Below are 18,121 nucleotides of genomic sequence, written 5' to 3'. Positions count from 1 at the left end.
ATGACCAGCACCACGCTGTCCACCACCGAGGACCTGCGCGCCCGTGCCCGCGCCGGCCTGGAGCGCATCGGCGTCACCGTCCAGGAAGGCACCGACTTCCACGCCCGCACGCCCCTCACCGGCGAGAACCTCTTCGGCCTGACGGCCGCGACCGTCGCGGACACCGAGGAGGCCGTCAGCGCCACCCGCGAGGCCTTCCTCACCTGGCGCACCACACCGGCCCCTCAGCGCGGCGAACTCGTCCGCCGCCTGGGCGAGTTGCTGCGCGAGCACAAGAACGACCTGGCCGACCTCATCACCATCGAAGCGGGCAAGATCCGCTCGGAGGCGCTCGGCGAGGTCCAGGAGATGATCGACATCTGTGATTTCGCGGTGGGCCTGTCCCGCCAGCTCTACGGCCGAACCATCGCCTCCGAGCGCCCTGGCCACCGCCTCGCCGAGACCTGGCACCCGCTCGGTGTCGTCGGCGTCATCTCCGCGTTCAACTTCCCCGCCGCCGTATGGTCGTGGAACACCGCCGTGGCCCTGGCCTGCGGCGACACCGTGATCTGGAAGCCTTCCGAACTCACCCCGCTCATCTCCCTGGCCTGTGACCGGCTACTGGCGCAGGCCGCAGAAGAGGTCGGCGCGCCCCGCGACGTACACCGTCTCCTCCTCGGCGACCGCATCATCGGCGAGAAGCTCGTGGACGACCCGCGCGTCGCGCTCATCAGCGCGACCGGCTCCACGCGCATGGGCCGCGAGGTCGGCCCCCGCGTCGCGGCCCGCTTCGGGCGCAGCCTGCTGGAGCTCGGCGGCAACAACGCCGCCGTCGTCGCACCCTCCGCCGACCTCGACCTCGCCGTACAGGGCATCGTCTTCGCCGCCGCCGGCACGGCAGGACAGCGCTGTACGACCTTGCGCCGCCTGATCGTCCACCGCGACATCGCCGACACCTTGATCGCGCGCCTGACGGCCGCGTACGCCAAGCTCCCCATCGGCGACCCCTTCGACGAGAACACCCTCGTCGGACCGCTCATCTCCACCAAGGCCCTCGACGGCATGCACGACGCCCTCACCCGAGCACAGGCGCAGGGCGGCAAGATCCTCGCGGGCGGCAACCGGCGCCTGGCCGACGCAGCGCCCCACGCCGCCTATGTCGAGCCGGCCATCGTCCGCGTCGACGAGCAGACCGACGTCGTACGGGAAGAGACCTTCGCCCCGATCCTCTACGTGCTGACGTACGACACGTTCGACGAGGCCATCGCCCTGCACAACGACGTCCCGCAGGGCCTGTCCTCGAGCATCTTCACCCGCGACCAGCAGGAAGCCGAACTCTTCCTGTCCGCGGAAGGCTCCGACTGCGGCATCGCCAACGTCAACATCGGCACCTCCGGCGCCGAGATCGGCGGCGCCTTCGGCGGCGAGAAGGAGACCGGCGGCGGCCGCGAGTCCGGCTCCGACGCCTGGCGCGCCTACATGCGCTCGGCCACCAACACCATCAACTACTCGAGCCGCCTCGCCCTCGCCCAGAATGTCAACTTCCTCTAGACGCGCACCCTCACCCGCTCTGCGGAACCGACCGCCCCGCCCCGGACCTGAGCTTGTTCTGTACCTTCCAGGGACGAACGAGTCTCGAACTTGAGAGCCCTGTTCACCGGGTATCTAAGCGGCCTTCGCACGATCCTGCGCCGTGCTGAGTCAGGCATGGGGACGGGGACCGTGCGAAGGCCGTGGGTGTGAGTGGGCTCTTATCAGGCGGACCAGTGGACAGCTGGCGCGGGGCGCCGCCGCGAGCCAGGCTCGTTCGAGGGAGTCGTCGATGGTTGGGCATGAGGGATCATCCCCCTCATGGACAGAGTCGTTGATCTCGACGAGGCGGCTGCCGTGGTGGCTGAGCGGACTGCCCGCTGGCTGTTGGCCGGCCTCAAGGTAGGGCCGGTGACCTGGAGGGACGCAGCCACTTCGTGGCCTCAGCCGCTGGAGACGGACAGAGCGCAGGTGCATGACCCGGAAGCGATCGGTGTGCTCATCTCCGGTCCGGCGGAGGCCGAGTTGTCCGTGGTCTTGTTCCGGGGCGGCTGGGCTGACGTCGACTTCGTCGCCGGCCTTGACGACGCCGGCGCGCTTTCGGCCTCTGAAATCGCTTCAGCGGCGGACTTCGGCGCCCGGCTCGATCAATGGGTGCCGCGCGTCTTCAGAGTGCTGAAACCCTGTTCAGACGACGCGCTTGGGAGCGGGCCCCGTGGAGTCGCGCAGGATGATGCGGTTGAGTTCGGCTGCCTCCAGCGGCCTGACGGGGGGCTCACCGTTCAGCAGGGCCAGTAGCCGGCGCACGGCCTCGCGTCCCTGGCGTTCGCGGTCCACGGCGACGGTGGTGAGGGTCGGCCGGAAGCAGCGGCTCAGCTGATCGTCGTCCCAGCCGAACACGCTGACGTCACGCGGCACTTTGATGCCCAGGCTCTGCAGGCCGAAGATGACGCCGAACGCCACCGGGTCGGAGGCGGCGAACACGGCCGTCGCCCCGGAGCCCGCGATGACCTGGGTCGCCGCCTTCCAGCCGGACTGCGGGGTCCAGTCGCCCTCGACCACCGCACAGGACTCGAGCCCGAGGTCGGCGATCGTCGCCTCGTACACCGCCCGCCGGGCCTGTGCCGAGGCCCACTCGGGGTGACCGGCGACGTGCACGAAGCGGCGGTGGCCGCGGTCGGCCAGATGCCGCAGGAGGTCAGCGGCCATCGACGCGTCGGCGAACGCACCGGTCGAGCGCAGATTGTCGTCGTACACGCCGTCGACGACGATCGGCACCGGGAAGTCCGCCAGCGCCGGACCGCCGGCGCTCTCCGCCAGCGACGTGAAGGACACGATGCCGTCGGTGCTGTCCAGCTGCAGCAGCGCCTCCAGCCGGGCGGCGCGGGCGGCGGCGTCGCCTTCGAGGCCGACCACGTCGAGCAGGTAACCGGCTTCGCGTGCCGCCGCGGCGGCGCCGTTGAGGAGGCCCAGCGGGAAGCGGTCTGCGGAGGTGGGGATGATGACGGCGATCCGGTTCGACCGGCGGGTGCGCATCGTCCTGGCCGCGAGGTTGGGCCGGTAGCCGAGTTCGGCGACGGCCTTGGCGACTTTGCGGGCCGTGTCCGGCCGGATCGTCGGGTCCTTGCGCAGGAAGCGGGACACGGTCTGGTGCGATACCCCGGCAAGCCGGGCTACCTCGTAGATCGTCGGGCGTTTCCCTTGGGCTCGCGGGGGTGCCGAGGGCTTCTCGACCATGTGCGCAACCCCTCGTATGCACGTTCCGATCCGTCGCTGACCAGTCTATGGGCCGGAAGGCCACTGGCATTCGCCGAGTGCCGGCTTCCCCAACGGGCGCCGGCTCGGCGCCGGTGCGCGAGGTGGACGCCGGGTGACCGCCGGGCCGCCCGACGCGGCGTCCAGGAGACGGCCGCCGGCTGCGCCGCGGCATCGGCCGGTGGCAGGGCGTGATCGTCACGCTGTCTCCTCGGGCAACTCGGCGGACCGGAACCCAAAGCACACAGGGCCGAGTTGTGCGGCGCGGGTGGTGGGGAGGCCGGAGGCGGGGTGTGGACCCCGTCTTCGTCGCGGTGGCCGCACAGGTGGGTCTGCTCCACAGTGGCCCCCGCGCGTCAGCGCGGAAGGAGAAGGCATCGCGGAAGCTCCTCGGGACGTGGTGCGTCAGACTGTAGAAGGCAAGTTATCGATCACACAAGGCTCTTGGGTCCCGGTTCGACCCGCGACGGCCGGACGGTCGGCTGCCGTGGATCTGCTCAAGATGGAAAATCCCAGGTCATCGGCCACAATCCCGCCGCCCCTGGGAGGATGCCTCGCCGGACGCGCCGAAGTGCTGGGATGTGTGACCGGCATGGGGCGGACACCTGGAACCCCCAAATCCGAACCCTCGTGGATCGGGTCCCGCACACATTCACACAGAAAATTACGCTCAGGGGATTGACGAGCCCAGGGGCGAGAGCAACGCTGTTCAGCGCTCGCCCCAGCCGCGTGGGCCAGGGAGTTGGCCCACCTGCGCATGCGGACCACCGCGAGTGTGGCCGACGGTGTACCGGCGATCCGCCGCACGGGCACCGCTGCTCACCCCGGACAGCGAGCGAAATTTTCGTGTTTGTCATAGATCTTCCTGATTGGGCCGGGCGCTGCGTACCTTGCCGCCCAGAGCTCGATCGTCCCCGTACGACGGAGGTTTCGGATGCCTGGTCTTGAGGTGCGTGACCTGGTCAAGCGGCTGGGTGACAGTGCGCCGCGACATCCTCGCGATGCACCGCGACAAGGGGAAACCGACCGTCTACGTCACCCATGACCAGACGGAGGCGTTCGCGATGGGCGACCGGGTCGCGGTCATCGCGCGCGGGCAGGTGCAGCAGATCGGTCCCGCGACCGAACTCGCCGAGAATCCGGCCAACATGTTCGTGGCCTCGTTCATCGGCTCGCCCCCCATGAACCTGCTGCCCGGGCGCATACGCGAGAACGGCCCGATCTTCTCGGTGGAGATCGAGGACACCCTGGTCGAACTGCCGGAACACTGGCGGGCCTCGCTCGCCGGGCTGGAGGGCGGCCAGGGGTGGTCGGACCGCCGCCGGGATCGTTCCGGATCAGCGCCGGCGACGGACTCAAGGGCGAGATCACCGACGTCGAGGCGCTGATCGGCGAGACCGTGGTGCGGCTGCGGACACCAGGCTTCAGCAGGGTGGACTTGCCGCAGCCCGAGGAGCCGACGGCAACCTTCCTCGTCCTCGGCATCACCCCTGCACCTGTTCCCCTCACCAGGTTCTCGACGGCTATCGCAGTCATCAATGGGTCTCCGTCGTGTGTCAGCAGTCGTGGCTGCTGGACCAAGTCCACCGACACCCTCTCCGGAGGGCAGCAGCAGCGCGTCGCCATCGCCCGCTGCGCTGATCATCCGACCGGCCGCCAACCCATCCCGTGCTTCGCGCTCGATGTACGTACCAACCTGAAGGACTTGTAAGGAGCATCCATGTCCCGTCCCGATCTCGCCGACGAACGCCTGGCCGGCCTGCGGCAACGACTGCAGGGCCTGGCGTACGGCGGCGACTACAACCCCGAGCAGTGGTCGGCCGACACCTGGCGGGAAGACATCCGTCTGATGCGCGAGGCCGGGGTGAACCTCGTCACCGTGGGCGTGTTCTCCTGGGGCCTGCTGGAGCCCAGGCCCGGTGTCTTCGAGTTCGGCTGGCTGGACGAGGTGATGGACCTGCTGGCCGAGGCGGGAGTGAGCGTCGATCTGGCCACGCCCACCGCGGCGCCGCCGTCCTGGCTGGCCCATGAGCATCCCGAGACGCTGCCGGTGGATGGCGAGGGCCGCAGGGTCGCCTTCGGTGCCCGTTGCCACTATTGCCAGTCCTCACCAGTCTTCCGGCACTACGCGGCGCGGATCACCGAACGGCTGGCCGAGCGCTACGCCTCCCACCCCGCACTGGCCATGTGGCATGTCGGCAACGAGTACATCGGGTTCGGCTGTCACTGCCCGGTCTCCGTCGCGCATTTCCGTCGCTGGCTAGCCCACCGCTACGGCACCATCGACGCCCTCAACGACGCATGGGGCACCGCCTTCTGGGGCCAGCGCTACGACTCCTTCGACCACGTCGCCACCCCCGCTCCCCGGAGTCGTCTGGTGTCGGGTCCCAACCCCGGCCAGGTGCTGGACTTCCACCGCTTCTCCCACGCGGCATCGCTGGAGTGTTACACCGCCGAACGCGACATCATCCGCCGCCACACCCCCCACCTGCCCATCACCACCAACTTCATGGGGTCCTTCAAGAACCTGGACTACTGGCGCTGGGCCGCTGAGGAAGACGTCGTCTCGATCGACATCTACGCCAAGCCATGGGACCCAGAAGGCCAGCTGCTGGCGGCCTACAACTTCGACCTCATGCGCTCACTGCGCGGGGGCAAGCCGTGGCTGATGCTTGAGTCGGCCACCGGCAACAACCTCACCGGCGGCCGCAACTCGCCCCGCCCCGCGGGACAGCTGCGGGTGCGCTCGCTGCAGGCGGTGGCCCGGGGCGCGGACTCGGTGATGTTCTTCCAGTGGCGCGCCTCCCGGGCCGGCGCCGAGCGGTTCCACTCGGCCATGGTCCCGCACGGCGGCACCCGCACCCGCACCTGGCGCGAGGTGGTCGCCCTGGGCCAGGACGTGGCGCAACTGGTAGAGCTGAGCGGGGGGACCTGCGACCCGGCGGAGGTGGCCGTGGTGTGGGACTACGACAACTGGTGGGCACTGGAAGGCCCCGACCACCCCTCCAGCGACGTGCGCTTCACCGCCCGGGTCCTGGATCATTACCGGCCGCTGTGGGGCGCCAACGTCCCCGTCGACTTCGTCCACCCGCACGCCGACCTCAGCCGCTACCGGCTGGTCGTCGTGCCCAACCTCTACCTGGTGGACGACGCCGGCGCCGACAACATCACCGCGTACGTGCGGGCCGGTGGGCATCTGCTGATGTCGTACTTCTCCGGCATCGTCGACGAGTACGACCGGGTACGGCCCGGCGCCCATCCCGGCGCCTTCCGTGACCTGCTCGGCATCACCATCGACGAGTTCAACCCCCTGCAGCCGGGGGCAATCCACGGCCTGCAGCACGCCGGACACACCGGCACCGCCACCGACTGGCAGGACGTCATCGAAGTCGACGGCGCCGAGCCACTGGCCGTCTACACCGAGGGCGAACTCAAGGGCCGCCCGGCCGCCACCCGGCACCGCTTCGGCACCGGCACCGCCACCTACCTCGGCACCTCACCCGACCAGCAGACCATGCGCCGCATCGTCCTCGACTGCGTCACCGGCGCTGGCGTCGCCCCCGTCATGGACACCCCTGACGGCGTCGAAGCCGTCCGGCGCCGCGCCGCCGACGGCACCGACCACCTCTTCCTGCTCAACCACACCACCGACGAGGTGACCATCGACCTCGGCCCCACCACGTCGAGGCCGGTCGACGTCCTGGATCCCGACGCCCCCGCAGCCGTCGACGGCCGCCTGCCCCTGCCACCGTTCGGCGCGGCGGTCCTGCGCGACGGCCTCCACAGTGAGCCATGAGCTTCCCAGTGCCTCGTCCCGCCACTTTGCCGCAGTAGCCCCTGTGAACGGCTACGGCGTACTGAAAGGTCCATTCCGTTGCTGCCTGTTGATGTTCATGTTCCGGATGTTCTCGTTTTTGGTTCCGGGTATGCGGCGCTCGACCCGGTTACGGGCGCCCCCGTGCAGTTCGTGGATGAGCAGGACCGGGCCCGCCGGTTCCTGCTCGACACTGATGTCACCGTGTGGCACTCGGTGGAGCACCAGTGGGGTTCGGGGCACCTGGCCACGGACCGGGGCGGCGCCCGCTGGCACACCCCCGCCGAACTGCGGGTGGCGAAGGGGGTGATAGAGGCGGTGCACACGCCGCTTGCGGGGGTTCGCGTCGAGGTGCGGCGCTCCGTGCACGCGGACGTGATGCGTGAGCGGTACACGGTCGTGAACAGTGCGCAGGAGCCGCTGACGATCACAGGGCTGGGTGTTCAGACTCCCTTCGCCGACCTCTACGACACGGCCGAGAAGTCCCTGGACCAGGCGGTGCACGCGCACCTGTTCACCGGCGGAACGTGGGCGTGGGCGCTGGCCCAGCCGATGTCCGGGCAAGGCCGGTGTCTGGGCCTGATCGTGCGGGAGGGGGCCGTGCGGGCGTACTCGGTGGAGTCGCGCAACCAGAGGTCGAATTCCCATGTCCGCGGTCACCTGGTCCTGCTGGTCACCGACCAGGCGCGCAATCCTGAAGCGTTTGGCGGCCAGCCAGTGCTCCACCTGGGGCCGGGGGAGTCGACGACTCTGGAGTGGGAGCTCGGCTGGTACGCGTCGGTCGAGGACTTCACCGCCGCGACCACGGCGCCGGCTGTGTTCTCCGCCTACGCCGCCGAGCTGAGGGAGCCGATCGTCATCGAGGCGCCCTCGGTGAGCAGCCCGGACTCCGGTGTGAAGGTGGAGGTCGAGGCCGATGGCCGGTACCGGGTGCAGGCCTCCCGCCACGGCAGCTACACGCTGGACATCGGGGACGGCGCCCGCACCGAGGTCCTGTTCCACCTGCCGCTGGAGGAGATGGTACGGCGCCGGGTCGCGTACATCGCGCAGCATCAACTGGCCCGTGAGCGGCCTGGCCTGCTCGCCCACGCCTTCGTACCGGTGGACACCCGGACCGGCCTGACCCAGACCACCAACGGCTGGCAGGACTGGACGGACGGCTCCGAGCGGCTCGCGATGCCGCTGCTGCTCCAGGCCGCCGCCGCCCGCGGCCTCGCGGACCCGGACGAGACCGACCCGCTGCTGGAGGGCTGGTCCCAGTTCGCCTGCCGTTATCTGCTCGACGAGAGCAACGCCCCGCGACGCGGCTCCCAGGAGCACCAACTCCGGTTGTACGACACGCCGTGGCTGGCCCAGTTCTTCCACGACCGGCACCGCGCCCACGGCAGGGAAGAGGACCTCGACCGCGCCGCCCGCATCATCGAGCGCAGTTTCGAACTCGGCGGTGCCAAGCACCTGTCCATCCGCCTCTCCCCGACGACACTGGCCATCTGCGACAGCCTGGACGCCACCGGAAAGACCGACCGGGCCCAAGCCCTACGGGACCAACTACTCGACGGCGCCCGGCAGTTCGTACGAATGGGCAAGCAGCTGCCCGCACACGAGGTCAACTACGAGCAGTCCATCGTCGCCCCCCTGCTGGACCTCCTCAGCGACGCCCACACCTTGACCGGCGACCCCGTCTTCCACGACGCCATCGCCGAGCGGCTGCCCTGGCTGCTGGCCTTCGGCGGCCCGCAGCCCCACGCCCGCCTCCACGGTGTCGCGATCCGGCACTGGGACGGCTTCTGGTTCGGCACCGACCGGCTGTGGGGAGACGTCTTCCCCCACTACTGGAGCACTCTGACCGCCACCACCCTCCTACGCCTGCCGGCCACGCTGCGCACCCCGCACACCGACCATCTCGCGGAGGCGATCCTGCGCGCCAACATGGCCAACTACCGCGAGGACGGCTCCGCCACCTGCGCGTTCGTCATGCCCTCCGCCGTCGACGGCAGGGCCGCGCACACCGCCGACCCCCTCGCCAACGACCAGGACTGGCACCTTCTCCTGTGGCTGCAGGCCCAGGAACAAGCCGCATAGACCAAGAGCCGAATCGGCCAAGAGCGGCGTGCAGACCGCTGCAGCCGTGTCCAAGGCGACGCCCGAGGTGGCCGGCAGCCAGCTTCCCGTCGACGGCCAGATGATGGGCATCTGGCTGCGCCAGCACGGCGAGGACTGGTTTGCCAAGGACGGCAGCGCCATCGGCGTCACCGCGCAGACGGCCGCAAAGTACTGGGAGTTCGTCCGCAAGCTGCGCGACAGCGGCGGCACGCCGAGCGTCGAGGCTGCGATCGAGGACGCCTCCGCCGGCGCCGCCATCGAGCAGTCTCCGCTCCCGTGCACAAGGCCGGCCTCGGGGTCATCTCGGTCAACCAGCTCGACGCGCTCGAAAAGTTCGACCGTGGCGTGCCCGCCAACGCCGACGTACTCACCGCGATCGAGCCGGAGCTGTCGCCGACCGAGAAGCGTGTAGCCGAGTACTACCGCCGGGTCAACGACCTCAAGCCGCAGCCGATCCAGAAGCCCAACGCGAACGCCGGCACGGCCATGGTCGAAATCTTCGACTGTCTCAATTAGGACGTGCTCTTCGACCGGCTGACGCCGCAGCGGGCACGCGGTCGTCGGTTCCCTCCGAGCATTCCAGTACCGTACGGCCGCGCCGAGACCCGAAGCGGCGCCCTGCGATGCTGCCGTGGTGAGGCGGTGCGTTCATCCCCGCGCCACCCGGACGCCGGCGGCGCGGACGGCGCGCGGTCCCGCGCCCAGTTCGCGGCGGCAGGCCTTGTTGAACGCCTGCAGATCGGCGATGCCCACCGCGGCGGCGACGGCGGGGATGGGCAGGGTGGAGGCCTGCAGGAGATGGCGGGCGCGCTCCAGCCGCCGACGGCGGACATAGGCGACGACCGTAAGGCTGGTTTCGGCGCGGAACAGGCGGGTCAGATGCGTATGCGAGACCCCGGCCGCGCGAGCGATGCCGGGAACGGAAAGCGGAGCGGCCAGATGCTCCTCGATGTACGCCTGGGCCGCGGCCACGACGGGGTGCTGCCGCCCAGGCTGTTCGGCAGCGGTCAGCTGGGTGATGTGCCAGAGCACCGCCCAGACCTCGGCGGAGGCTCGTGTCGGCGACACCGGCATGGCGGCGACCGCGTGCCTGAGCAGGCCGGCCAGCAACGCCCCCTCGGCCGCGGCATCCTGCATCAGCGGCACGGTGTGCGGCGCGCCGGAGCCGGGCAGGCGCAGATGGGCGTACAGGTGCTCCGACCTGCCGCGGTAGTGGAACCGCACCTCGGTGTCCGGCGGGACGAGGCTGATATGACCGGGCCGGATGGCGTGGACGGCGTCCCCGACGGAAAGCTCGCCCACGTAGCTGTACAGGTGTAGTTGCCACAGGTCGGGCAGCCGGAAGACCTCATACGCGGTGGAGACGCCGTGGACGCCGACACCGGCGTTCACCACCTCGGGCGGTTCGTCCAGCAGCAGGGACACACTCTTCATAGCGGCGGAAATTTACCAGTAGTCGGCGATTGCAACCCACGACTGCAAAGGGCCGGCGCTCTACGTTTGCCGCATGCCAACCACCAAACAGCTGCTCACGTCGGTCCAGGTGGCGCGCTTGGTGGCGCAGGGCTTCCTGCGTCTGGACGGGGTCGTGCCGCAGGAGCTGAACGACGACGCCATCGCGACCCTGTCCACGGGGATACCCGCGGTGCCGTACGGCACTCCGCTGGCCAAGGCGTTCCAAGGGGACACCTTCATCCACCGCCTGCTCGCCCTCCCCGCCGTGGCCGGGGCCCTGGAGAGCCTGGTCGGCCCGGATCCGACGGTCGATCACCACGCGGTGCACGTACGCGAGCCGCGCGAGGGCAGCGCCCAGGATCTCCACGGGGACGCGATCATCGACGTACGGCCCGACGCCTTCGACGTCCAACTCATGTACTACCCCCGCGAAGTGACCCCCGACATGGGTGGCACCCTCAGCGTGCCGGGGAGCCATCTGCGCCGCATCAACGAGACCGACGTCGGGCGCGTCCAGAACCTGCGCGGGCAGACCCGGCTGACCTGCCCGGCCGGCACCGTCGTCCTGGTGCACCACGGGATCTGGCACAGCGGGCGCCGCAACGACACCGGACGACGGCGCTACATGTACAAGATCCGCTTCAACCCGACCGTGCCCCAGGTCCGTCTCTGGGACACATCCGACCTGCACGACCCCGCCGTCACAGCGGAGCTCAACACGTACTTCCCGTGGTACGAGCACGCCACCGCCCGGCTGGAGATCCACAACCGGGTGCTGCTGTGGCGTGCGCTCACCGGAGACGACACGTTCGACATCGACTACTGGGTCACTCGCGTCAACAACCGGCCCGCCCTCAGGAGCCACGCATGAACCAGCAGGTCCTGGTGCTGTACCTCGCCTCTTCGGCACTCGACTCCGACGTGGTGGGCTGGTCCCGCTACGACGGCACCGGCAACACGCACCCGACGACCGGCGACGGCGATGAGCCGCCGTACAAGACGGGCCTCGCCGCGCTGCAGGACGGCTGGCGCCTGTTCCAGGCCTCTCAGCTGATCCCGCCTCACCCTGGCCACGAGTACGACACCTCCTTCCTCAAGCACGAGTTCTTCTTCGAGAAGCTGTAGCCGAAACCACCGGCGGCCGGGCTGGCCGCCGGGGTACGGCTCCGGCCGGGGGGCGCCGAAGGCGTCTCACACCCGTTCATCTACACACCCTTCGGCAACGCCACCCCCGACACCAACCCCACCCTCGTCCTCAACCACGGCAAGGCCGACATCCAGGCCAACAAGGCAGGCTGGCGCGAGGGCCTGCGGTACATCAAGTCCCTCTACGACGAGGGCCTCATCGACAGCAGCGTCTTCACCCAGAACGCGGACGCCCTGAAGCGGCAGGGGGACAGCGCGGGCAAGGCGATCCTGGGCTCGGCCAGGTCGAGCCGGCGCAGGCACGCGAACTCGCGACACCCCAAACGAACATCGGCACGTTCGTGCAACAGAGCGCCGTGCAGTTCATCACCGGGAAGAAGCCACTGGACTCCGACTGGGACTCGTACGTCAGCCAGCTCGACCAGCTAGGACTGAAGCGCTTCCTCCAGATCTACCAGGACGCCTACGACAAGTCCCACAAGTAGCCCGGCCGACCGGGTGCAGCCGTACGAGGAGGGCCTGCCTCAATGCCCTGGCAGGCCCTCCTCGTTCCCCCCGATTCCCCCGTCACCTGGCCTTTTCAGCCGCCCCGGACGAGCGCGACCCGGACGAGCGGTGCGCGAACCTGTCCGCGGCCCGCCGTCCGCGGCTCTCGACCGGCAGCACCCCCGTGGCCGCCGCGAGGCCGAATGGCGGCATGTCGAAGTAGATCGACTCGTACGAGCCCTCGGGCACGACATAGGCCTCGCGCCACAGCCCCACGTGCTGCCGCACCTTGCCCGCACGCTCCATGCGGTTGGTGATCGCCCACACCTTGTGGTGGAACATGTCGGGCGAGGCCGCGTACGCGTAGAGCTTCTCCTTGGACTCCCAGTACTGGACCACGTAGTACGTCCGCGGCGAGGCGGTGAGCAGGATCCGCCCCAGCAGCCCCCGGCTGCTGTCTTTGGCAAGCTCCCCAAGCATGCGAAACATCGACAGCATGACCGGCAGCCACTGGTGCACCGCCCAGAAGTGGTTGATACGCATGCCGATCAGCAGGACCACCGCATCACCTTCTGCTGCGGCGGTGGTGCGGCCCGGAATCGGCTTCGCGAACATCGGCGACCCCCGGATCTCCTGATCGGATAGCGGCACTATCCTTCTGTGCGGTGCTTGGATAGTGGCACTTCCCAAGAAGGGGCGCAAGAGATGCGGCTGGCCGAGTTGAGCGAGCGCAGTGGCGTGTCCATCGCGACGATCAAGTACTACCTGCGCGAAGGGCTGTTGGTGCCCGGCCGCCAAGTCAACGCGACCACTGCCGAGTACGACGAGGACCATCTGCGCCGACTGCGTCTGGTGCGCGCGATGATCCAGGTCGGCCGCGTGCCGGTGGCGACGGTCCGGGAAGTGCTCGGGCACGTCGACGACGACTCCCTCGGCCGTACGATCCGGCTCGGCGCGGCCCTGTGGGCGTTGCCCCAGGTCCCCGAACCGGACGCGGAGGACGAGTACGTGCAGGCCGCCCGCCGCGCGGTGGACCGGCTGCTGGAGACGCTGGGCTGGTCGAACGCCCGGGCCCTGATCACCATCTCTCCCGCCTACCGGTCGCTGGTGGTGGCGGTCGCCACGTTCCGACGGCTCGGCTACGACTGGGATGCCGAACTACTGGTGTCCTACGCCCGATTGATGCACCGGGCGGCTGTCCTCGACCTGGACTTCGTGGAGACCCACCCGTCGGAGGCCGAGAAGGTCGAGGCCGCGGTCCTGGGAGCGATCCTCGTCGAGCCGATGCTCCAGGCCCTCCACCGGCTGGCCCAAGAGGAGGAGTCGGCGCGGCGGTACGGCTTCGAGTGAGCCGGGCCTGGCGCCCGCCAGGGCGTCTTACCGGTCCGCCCCTGAACGTCCTGCGGCTCCAACGCGGATGTTCAGGGAGCTCAGGAACCTCAGGTGCGCGTCACCGCTTGACTGCCGTCTTGAGGTGCGTGTCGAACCAGCCGATCGCCACCGACGAGGAGAATTCGAACTGCTCCCACGCAGGCGGGTCGAGTTCGAGTACCGGATCCGGATGGAGCCCGCACGGATGCCGTGGGTCAGGCATGGTGCCGGTCGTCGGTGGTCAGGACACCTCGTCGTGCGACCGGCCAGCGGGAAGGGTGGCCATCACCTCGCCGAGATCGAGCTCCGTCTTGCCGCGCGTCTGGAGTCCCCGCTGGAACAGCAGCGCGGTGCGCCGGCCCACGGCTCCCTCGCGCACGAAGTGCTGGAAGACGACCGCGGCGGCGCGGAGCTCCTCGTCGGCGGGCGCGGTCGCGTGCGCGACGGCAGCCTTCGTCGCGGTGACGGCGTCCGCCGGGAAGCCCGCGACGCGGTGGGCGAACCGGTCGACGAAGGCGTCGAGTTCGGCGTCGGGTGGCGCCGAGGAGTACCTCGAGCGCGCGACCGACACCCATCAGCCGGGCCAGCCGCTGGACCCCACCGGCGCCGGGCGAAGCGCCGAAACCCACCTCGGGCTGGCCCAGGACGGCGCGCTCGCGCGAGGCGAAGCGCACGTCGCAGGCGAGCAGGAACTCGCTGCCCGCTCCTCGCGCCCGGCCGCGCAGTTTGCCGATGGTGACCACCGGCAGCCGGCTCAGCCGCTGGAACAGCATGCCCAGTGATGCGTCTCCGGGGCCGCCGGCCTTCGCAGCCTCCGCGGTGTACTCGGCGACCTTCGTCAGATCCACATGCGGCAGGAAGAAGTCCGGATCAGCGCTGTCGAACACCACTGCCCCGAAGTCGGAGGGGGCATCCAGCGCCCGGATCAACTCCACCAGGTCCCGTACCAGCTCCGGGCCGATGAGGTTGAGGGGCGGCGCGTCGAACGTCGCGTACAGTACACCGCGGTCGGCGCGCGTGCGAATGGTCTCCAAGCCTGTAGGTGCGTGTACTGACATGTCACTCCTCCGCTGCGCGAGGCCCTGCTGTGGCCTTCGTCGGCGCCATCGTGAACGCGCGTGGTTCAAAAGTGCGACCAAGACTCGCGTCCTGCGCCCCAACGGGCGAGTGGATGCCAATACCTCTGGTTCGCCCACGGTCCTGGCCGGGGTGATGGAGCGTAACTCAAGGGCGTGGGGCGGCCGCCGGGTCAGCTGCCGTTCTGCTGCCACACGGTGTACGGGACGCGCGCGATCTCCTTGATCTGGCCCATGGTGCCCCACTCGTTCCTGCCCAGGCGCGAGAGCGGACGCAGCAACTCGATATCGGGGTGGCCGTCCACGATGACGTCCTCGCTCAGCACGGCGTGGACCACGCGTCCGAATACGACCGTCGAGTCGCCCAGGCACAGCGTGCTGTGCAGGCGGCACTCCAGCGCCACCGGCGATGCCGCCACCCGCGGCGGCTTGACCCGCAGGCTGGGCTCCTGCTCGATGCCGACCGCCTCGAACTCCCCGAGATCGGCGGGGAAGTCGGTGCCCGTGGCATTGACCTGCTCGAACAGCGGCTCGGAGCAGAAGTTGACGACGAACTCCCCGGTCTCCTCCACGTTCCGCAACGAGTCCTTGCGCCCCACCGACGTGAACTGCACGATCGGCGGCTTGGTGCAGGCGACGGTGAAGAAGGAGTGCGGCGCGAGATTCGGTACGGAGTCCTTCGAGATCGTGGACACCCACGCGATCGGCCGCGGTACCACCACCGCGGTGAGCAGCCGGTAGAAGCGGTTGGGGCCCATGGCCTCGGGATCGAAGTCGACGCGCATGATCGCCAGTATCCAGGACCGGTTCGTGCGGCGTCACGCCGTCCGACGGTCTCACGCAGCCGGGAACCCAGGGCTGGCTGAGGACGTGCATCGGTACGCCGACACCCGGCGGCTCATCGGCACAGCGCGTCGCCCAGTGCCGTGCGCGCGTATCGCACGATCCGTCCGCTGCGGGTACGGCTGAGCAGGCCCGCGTCGTAGAGCACGGCGAGATGCTGGCTGACCGCGCCGGGTGTCACGCCCAGCCGGTGGGCCAGCTCGGTGGTGGACGCCGGCTCCGTGAGCAGGAGCAGCAGGCGTGCGCGGGCCTGGCCGAGCAGACGGGTCAGGGCGCGGTCGGTGACCGGCGGCGGTTCCTCGGAGATCGTGCCGCGGCCATGGGCCGGGTAGTGTAGTAGCGGCGGCAGCGTGAGATCGATGGAGGTCGTCGCGCCGCGGGCGAAGAGTGTCGGGACGAGCACCATGCCGCGGCCCGCGACTTGGACGTCCGCCTCCGGCCAGTCACGGGCGGTCGGATGGATCAGTCGCAGGGTGTCCCCGGTCCAGGACAGGCGCGAGGCGAGGCTCTTGAAGAGACCGGCGGCGCCCTGTTCCGCGAGGACCTTCGACCGGTGGGCGAGGTCGGCCTCGAGTACCGGCTGCGCCCTGGGCCACCAGTCCGGAGCGAGGCAGTCGCTCCAGTAGGCGCTGAGCGCGGCGGCTATGCGCTCCAGCAGCGCCTCCGGCCGGGCGAGGCCCCGGACAATGACGGGCGGCACTGCGTCCTTACGCGCGTAGGCCCGCTCGAATTCGGGACCGACGGCTTCGGCAGGCGTGGCGCGAAGCTGCTCGAGTCCCTCGGCGAAGGACACCCTGGTGCGGGCCGGGCGCGGCGTGAGGAAGTCCGGGATCCAGCTGCGCGCCGTCACCAACGCACCCAGAACCTCCGTGTCCTGCCGTTCGTACGCGGGGCGCAGCCGCCGCAACCAGGGGCGGTGGTGCGGGAACCGGTGCGGGTCCGCCCAGCTGCGCAACGAGAACACCGCCTCATTGAGGGGCGAGTACGCGAACAAGGTGGTGGCCAGATCCCCAACGCCGAATCGGAACTCAATCATTGAGCGCCACGCTAAATGATTGTCCCGGCCGACGGGGCAGCGGGTTGGCTGACCGCATGACGACGAGTACCGCCACTTCCGGCACCGGTGACGCCAAGGGCGAGGACACCGGCAGGCCACCGACCCGTGCGGGCGGGCTGCTGCCCACCGGACCCGTACTGCCCCGACTGTCCCTGCTCACCTTCCTCAACGCCTTCGGCAACGGACTGTACTTCCCGTTGGGCGTTCTGTACTTCACCCGCATCGTCGGCCTCGACACGACCGCGGTCGGCATCGGCATGACCGTCGCCGGTCTGGTCGGCGTGGCGGCCGGCGTGCCCGCGGGACGGGCGTCCGACCGGTGGGGCAGCACGCGCGTGGCATCGCTGCTGTGGGGCGGGTGCGGGCTGGCCACGGCGGCGTACACGGTCGTGGGTTCGTATCCGGCCTTTCTGATCGCGGTGGTGTTCGCCACCGGGCTGATACAGGCGAGCCGGAGCGTCATGGGCGCGGTGTTCGCGGACGCGCTGCCGGCCGCCAGCCGCGTCGAGTCCCGCGCCTATCTGCGGATGGTCACCAATGTGGCCATGGGCGTGGGCGGCGCGTTCGGTGCGGTGGCACTGCAGCTGGACTCGCGGGCCGCGTATGTGACGGTGATTCTGGTGAACGCCCTGACGTTCGCGGCACCCGCGCTGCTGGTGGCGCGACTGCCGGTAGAGGCGCGCCACGCGGACGGGACCTCCTTGGACGGGCCGGCCGCTGGCGACGACAGCGCGGCTGAGAGCCGCTGGCGGGCGGTTCGGGATCTTCCCTTCCTGGCGGTGACGATTCTGAACGCGGTACTGGTCGTGCAGTACACGCTCTCCGAAGTCGGCCTGCCGCTGTGGATCGTCGAGCGGACGGACGCACCGCGCTGGACGGCGGCGCTGTTGATGATCGTCAACTGCGTGCTGGTGGCGCTGCTCCAGGTGCGGGCGGCCCGCAGAACGACCCAAGTGCAGGGCGCAGTAAAGGCGATGGGCCTTGCGGGGCTGCTCCTGGCCGCCGCATGCGCGGTGTACGCGATGTCGGCGGGCCTGTCTCCGGTCTGGGCGGTGGTCGCGCTGACCGCAGGCGCGGTGATCCAGGTACTGGCGGAGGTCCTGTCCGCGGCAGGAGGCTGGACGCTGGGCTACGAACTCGCCGACGCGCGGGCACACGGCGTGTACCAGGGGGTGTTCGGCTCCGGCCAGGCCGTGGGCATGATGACGGGTCCGGCACTGGTGACGCTGACAGCAGTCCAGCACGGTACGGCGGGGTGGGCGCTGCTCGCGGTCCTGTTCGCGGCGGCGGGGCTCGCGGTGCGGCCTGCGGTGCGGTGGGCGCATCGGGACGGGGAGTGGCGGGGGGAGTTTGAGAAGCCGGTGGGGTGAGTAGGGGCTTTCGGGCGGCCCGGCTCCCAACGCTGAGCAACGCTTAGAAGCCGTTGCTCTATCGATCGAGGTGAGTATTGGTTCGAGTGTGGCGACTCGGTGGGGTGATCTTCGCTCGGGACGTGCATGAGGGTAG

At 69.7% G+C, this 18,121-nt stretch carries 18 protein-coding genes and 1 pseudogene; 11 read left to right on the top strand and 8 right to left on the bottom strand.

Annotation, left to right across the window (positions count from 1 at the left end; translation table 11 throughout):
* Positions 1-1,530 carry an L-piperidine-6-carboxylate dehydrogenase gene (amaB, locus tag ABT009_RS32715; protein WP_351303226.1) on the top strand — a complete coding sequence of 510 codons (1,530 nt, stop codon included), beginning with the start codon at positions 1-3 and terminating at the stop codon, positions 1,528-1,530.
* A gap of 666 nt (positions 1,531-2,196) precedes the next feature.
* Here amaB and ABT009_RS32710 read toward each other — a convergent pair.
* Positions 2,197-3,246, bottom strand: a complete 1,050-nt coding sequence (locus tag ABT009_RS32710) for a LacI family DNA-binding transcriptional regulator (RefSeq protein ID WP_351303223.1) — start codon at positions 3,244-3,246, stop codon at positions 2,197-2,199.
* A 1,019-nt stretch (positions 3,247-4,265) separates the two neighbouring features.
* On the opposite strand from ABT009_RS32710, the gene ABT009_RS32705 reads away from it, so the two are divergent.
* The 5 genes from ABT009_RS32705 (at position 4,266) to ABT009_RS32685 (ending at position 9,697) form a co-directional block, all read left to right on the top strand.
* The gene (locus ABT009_RS32705; RefSeq protein ID WP_351303220.1) at positions 4,266-4,652 is read left to right on the top strand and encodes an ATP-binding cassette domain-containing protein; all 387 of its coding nucleotides are present in this window, start codon (positions 4,266-4,268) and stop codon (positions 4,650-4,652) included.
* Positions 4,571-4,975 (top strand): hypothetical protein, encoded by a 405-nt coding sequence (locus ABT009_RS32700; protein ID WP_351303217.1) that lies wholly within the window; start codon positions 4,571-4,573, stop codon positions 4,973-4,975. Before ABT009_RS32705 ends, ABT009_RS32700 begins: the two co-directional genes overlap by 82 nt.
* Positions 4,976-4,984: 9 nt before the next feature.
* Entirely contained in the window at positions 4,985-7,060 is a 2,076-nt protein-coding gene (locus ABT009_RS32695; protein ID WP_351303214.1) for a beta-galactosidase, read from the top strand.
* Positions 7,061-7,222: 162 nt separating this feature from the next.
* Complete coding sequence (locus ABT009_RS32690) at positions 7,223-9,160, top strand: hypothetical protein (protein WP_351303211.1); 1,938 nt, start codon at positions 7,223-7,225, stop codon at positions 9,158-9,160.
* 297 nt (positions 9,161-9,457) lie between these two features.
* On the top strand, positions 9,458-9,697 hold the full coding sequence (locus ABT009_RS32685; protein ID WP_351303208.1) for a hypothetical protein: 240 nt from the start codon (positions 9,458-9,460) through the stop codon (positions 9,695-9,697).
* A 132-nt stretch (positions 9,698-9,829) separates the two neighbouring features.
* On the opposite strand, the gene ABT009_RS32680 is transcribed toward ABT009_RS32685, so the two are convergent.
* Positions 9,830-10,615 carry an AraC family transcriptional regulator gene (locus ABT009_RS32680; protein WP_351303206.1) on the bottom strand — a complete coding sequence of 262 codons (786 nt, stop codon included), beginning with the start codon at positions 10,613-10,615 and terminating at the stop codon, positions 9,830-9,832.
* A 73-nt stretch (positions 10,616-10,688) separates the two neighbouring features.
* On the opposite strand from ABT009_RS32680, the gene ABT009_RS32675 reads away from it, so the two are divergent.
* The 3 genes from ABT009_RS32675 to ABT009_RS32665 all read left to right on the top strand — a co-directional run bounded on the left by ABT009_RS32675 (position 10,689) and on the right by ABT009_RS32665 (position 12,267).
* On the top strand, positions 10,689-11,507 hold the full coding sequence (locus ABT009_RS32675) for a phytanoyl-CoA dioxygenase family protein (protein WP_351303203.1): 819 nt from the start codon (positions 10,689-10,691) through the stop codon (positions 11,505-11,507).
* The gene (locus tag ABT009_RS32670; protein WP_351303200.1) at positions 11,504-11,761 is read left to right on the top strand and encodes a hypothetical protein; all 258 of its coding nucleotides are present in this window, start codon (positions 11,504-11,506) and stop codon (positions 11,759-11,761) included. The genes ABT009_RS32675 and ABT009_RS32670 overlap by 4 nt, the downstream gene beginning before the upstream one ends.
* Before the next feature lie 362 nt (positions 11,762-12,123).
* Positions 12,124-12,267, top strand: a complete 144-nt coding sequence (locus ABT009_RS32665) for a hypothetical protein (RefSeq protein ID WP_351303197.1) — start codon at positions 12,124-12,126, stop codon at positions 12,265-12,267.
* A gap of 82 nt (positions 12,268-12,349) precedes the next feature.
* On the opposite strand, the gene ABT009_RS32660 is transcribed toward ABT009_RS32665, so the two are convergent.
* Entirely contained in the window at positions 12,350-12,883 is a 534-nt protein-coding gene (locus ABT009_RS32660) for a DUF4188 domain-containing protein (protein ID WP_351303194.1), read from the bottom strand.
* A gap of 90 nt (positions 12,884-12,973) precedes the next feature.
* On the opposite strand from ABT009_RS32660, the gene ABT009_RS32655 reads away from it, so the two are divergent.
* Complete coding sequence (locus tag ABT009_RS32655; protein WP_351303191.1) at positions 12,974-13,618, top strand: MerR family transcriptional regulator; 645 nt, start codon at positions 12,974-12,976, stop codon at positions 13,616-13,618.
* 100 nt (positions 13,619-13,718) lie between these two features.
* Here the strand turns inward: ABT009_RS32655 and ABT009_RS32650 are convergent, their stop codons facing one another.
* From ABT009_RS32650 to ABT009_RS32630, 5 genes and pseudogenes are all read right to left on the bottom strand, one after another.
* Positions 13,719-13,862 carry a hypothetical protein gene (locus tag ABT009_RS32650; protein WP_351303189.1) on the bottom strand — a complete coding sequence of 48 codons (144 nt, stop codon included), beginning with the start codon at positions 13,860-13,862 and terminating at the stop codon, positions 13,719-13,721.
* Positions 13,863-13,880: 18 nt separating this feature from the next.
* Entirely contained in the window at positions 13,881-14,210 is a 330-nt protein-coding gene (locus ABT009_RS32645; protein WP_351303535.1) for a hypothetical protein, read from the bottom strand.
* A gap of 19 nt (positions 14,211-14,229) precedes the next feature.
* Positions 14,230-14,697: pseudogene (locus ABT009_RS32640) on the bottom strand (enoyl-CoA hydratase/isomerase family protein); the annotation flags it as partial.
* Between the two features lie 191 nt (positions 14,698-14,888).
* A complete protein-coding gene (locus ABT009_RS32635; protein ID WP_351303186.1) occupies positions 14,889-15,500 on the bottom strand; it encodes a flavin reductase family protein in 612 nt (203 codons plus the stop codon).
* Between the two features lie 113 nt (positions 15,501-15,613).
* The gene (locus ABT009_RS32630; RefSeq protein ID WP_351303183.1) at positions 15,614-16,594 is read right to left on the bottom strand and encodes an ArsR family transcriptional regulator; all 981 of its coding nucleotides are present in this window, start codon (positions 16,592-16,594) and stop codon (positions 15,614-15,616) included.
* 56 nt (positions 16,595-16,650) lie between these two features.
* Here ABT009_RS32630 and ABT009_RS32625 point away from each other — a divergent pair, with 56 nt between their 5' ends.
* Positions 16,651-17,985 (top strand): MFS transporter, encoded by a 1,335-nt coding sequence (locus ABT009_RS32625; RefSeq protein ID WP_351303180.1) that lies wholly within the window; start codon positions 16,651-16,653, stop codon positions 17,983-17,985.
* Positions 17,986-18,121 lie beyond the last annotated feature (136 nt).

Origin of the sequence: Streptomyces sp. NPDC002896, from assembly GCF_040295225.1 — a bacterium.
Taxonomy (GTDB): Bacteria; Actinomycetota; Actinomycetes; order Streptomycetales; family Streptomycetaceae; genus Streptomyces.
This window is presented reverse-complemented; position numbering and strand designations above follow the sequence as displayed.

Coding starts and splice junctions, on each gene's coding strand:
- amaB (WP_351303226.1), top strand. CDS start 1: ATGACCAGCACCACGCTGTCCACCACCGAGGACCTGCGCGCCCGTGCC.
- ABT009_RS32710 (WP_351303223.1), bottom strand. CDS start 3,246: ATGGTCGAGAAGCCCTCGGCACCCCCGCGAGCCCAAGGGAAACGCCCG.
- ABT009_RS32705 (WP_351303220.1), top strand. CDS start 4,266: ATGCACCGCGACAAGGGGAAACCGACCGTCTACGTCACCCATGACCAG.
- ABT009_RS32695 (WP_351303214.1), top strand. CDS start 4,985: ATGTCCCGTCCCGATCTCGCCGACGAACGCCTGGCCGGCCTGCGGCAA.
- ABT009_RS32680 (WP_351303206.1), bottom strand. CDS start 10,615: ATGAAGAGTGTGTCCCTGCTGCTGGACGAACCGCCCGAGGTGGTGAAC.
- ABT009_RS32675 (WP_351303203.1), top strand. CDS start 10,689: ATGCCAACCACCAAACAGCTGCTCACGTCGGTCCAGGTGGCGCGCTTG.
- ABT009_RS32670 (WP_351303200.1), top strand. CDS start 11,504: ATGAACCAGCAGGTCCTGGTGCTGTACCTCGCCTCTTCGGCACTCGAC.
- ABT009_RS32660 (WP_351303194.1), bottom strand. CDS start 12,883: ATGTTCGCGAAGCCGATTCCGGGCCGCACCACCGCCGCAGCAGAAGGT.
- ABT009_RS32655 (WP_351303191.1), top strand. CDS start 12,974: ATGCGGCTGGCCGAGTTGAGCGAGCGCAGTGGCGTGTCCATCGCGACG.
- ABT009_RS32650 (WP_351303189.1), bottom strand. CDS start 13,862: ATGCCTGACCCACGGCATCCGTGCGGGCTCCATCCGGATCCGGTACTC.
- ABT009_RS32635 (WP_351303186.1), bottom strand. CDS start 15,500: ATGCGCGTCGACTTCGATCCCGAGGCCATGGGCCCCAACCGCTTCTAC.
- ABT009_RS32630 (WP_351303183.1), bottom strand. CDS start 16,594: ATGATTGAGTTCCGATTCGGCGTTGGGGATCTGGCCACCACCTTGTTC.
- ABT009_RS32625 (WP_351303180.1), top strand. CDS start 16,651: ATGACGACGAGTACCGCCACTTCCGGCACCGGTGACGCCAAGGGCGAG.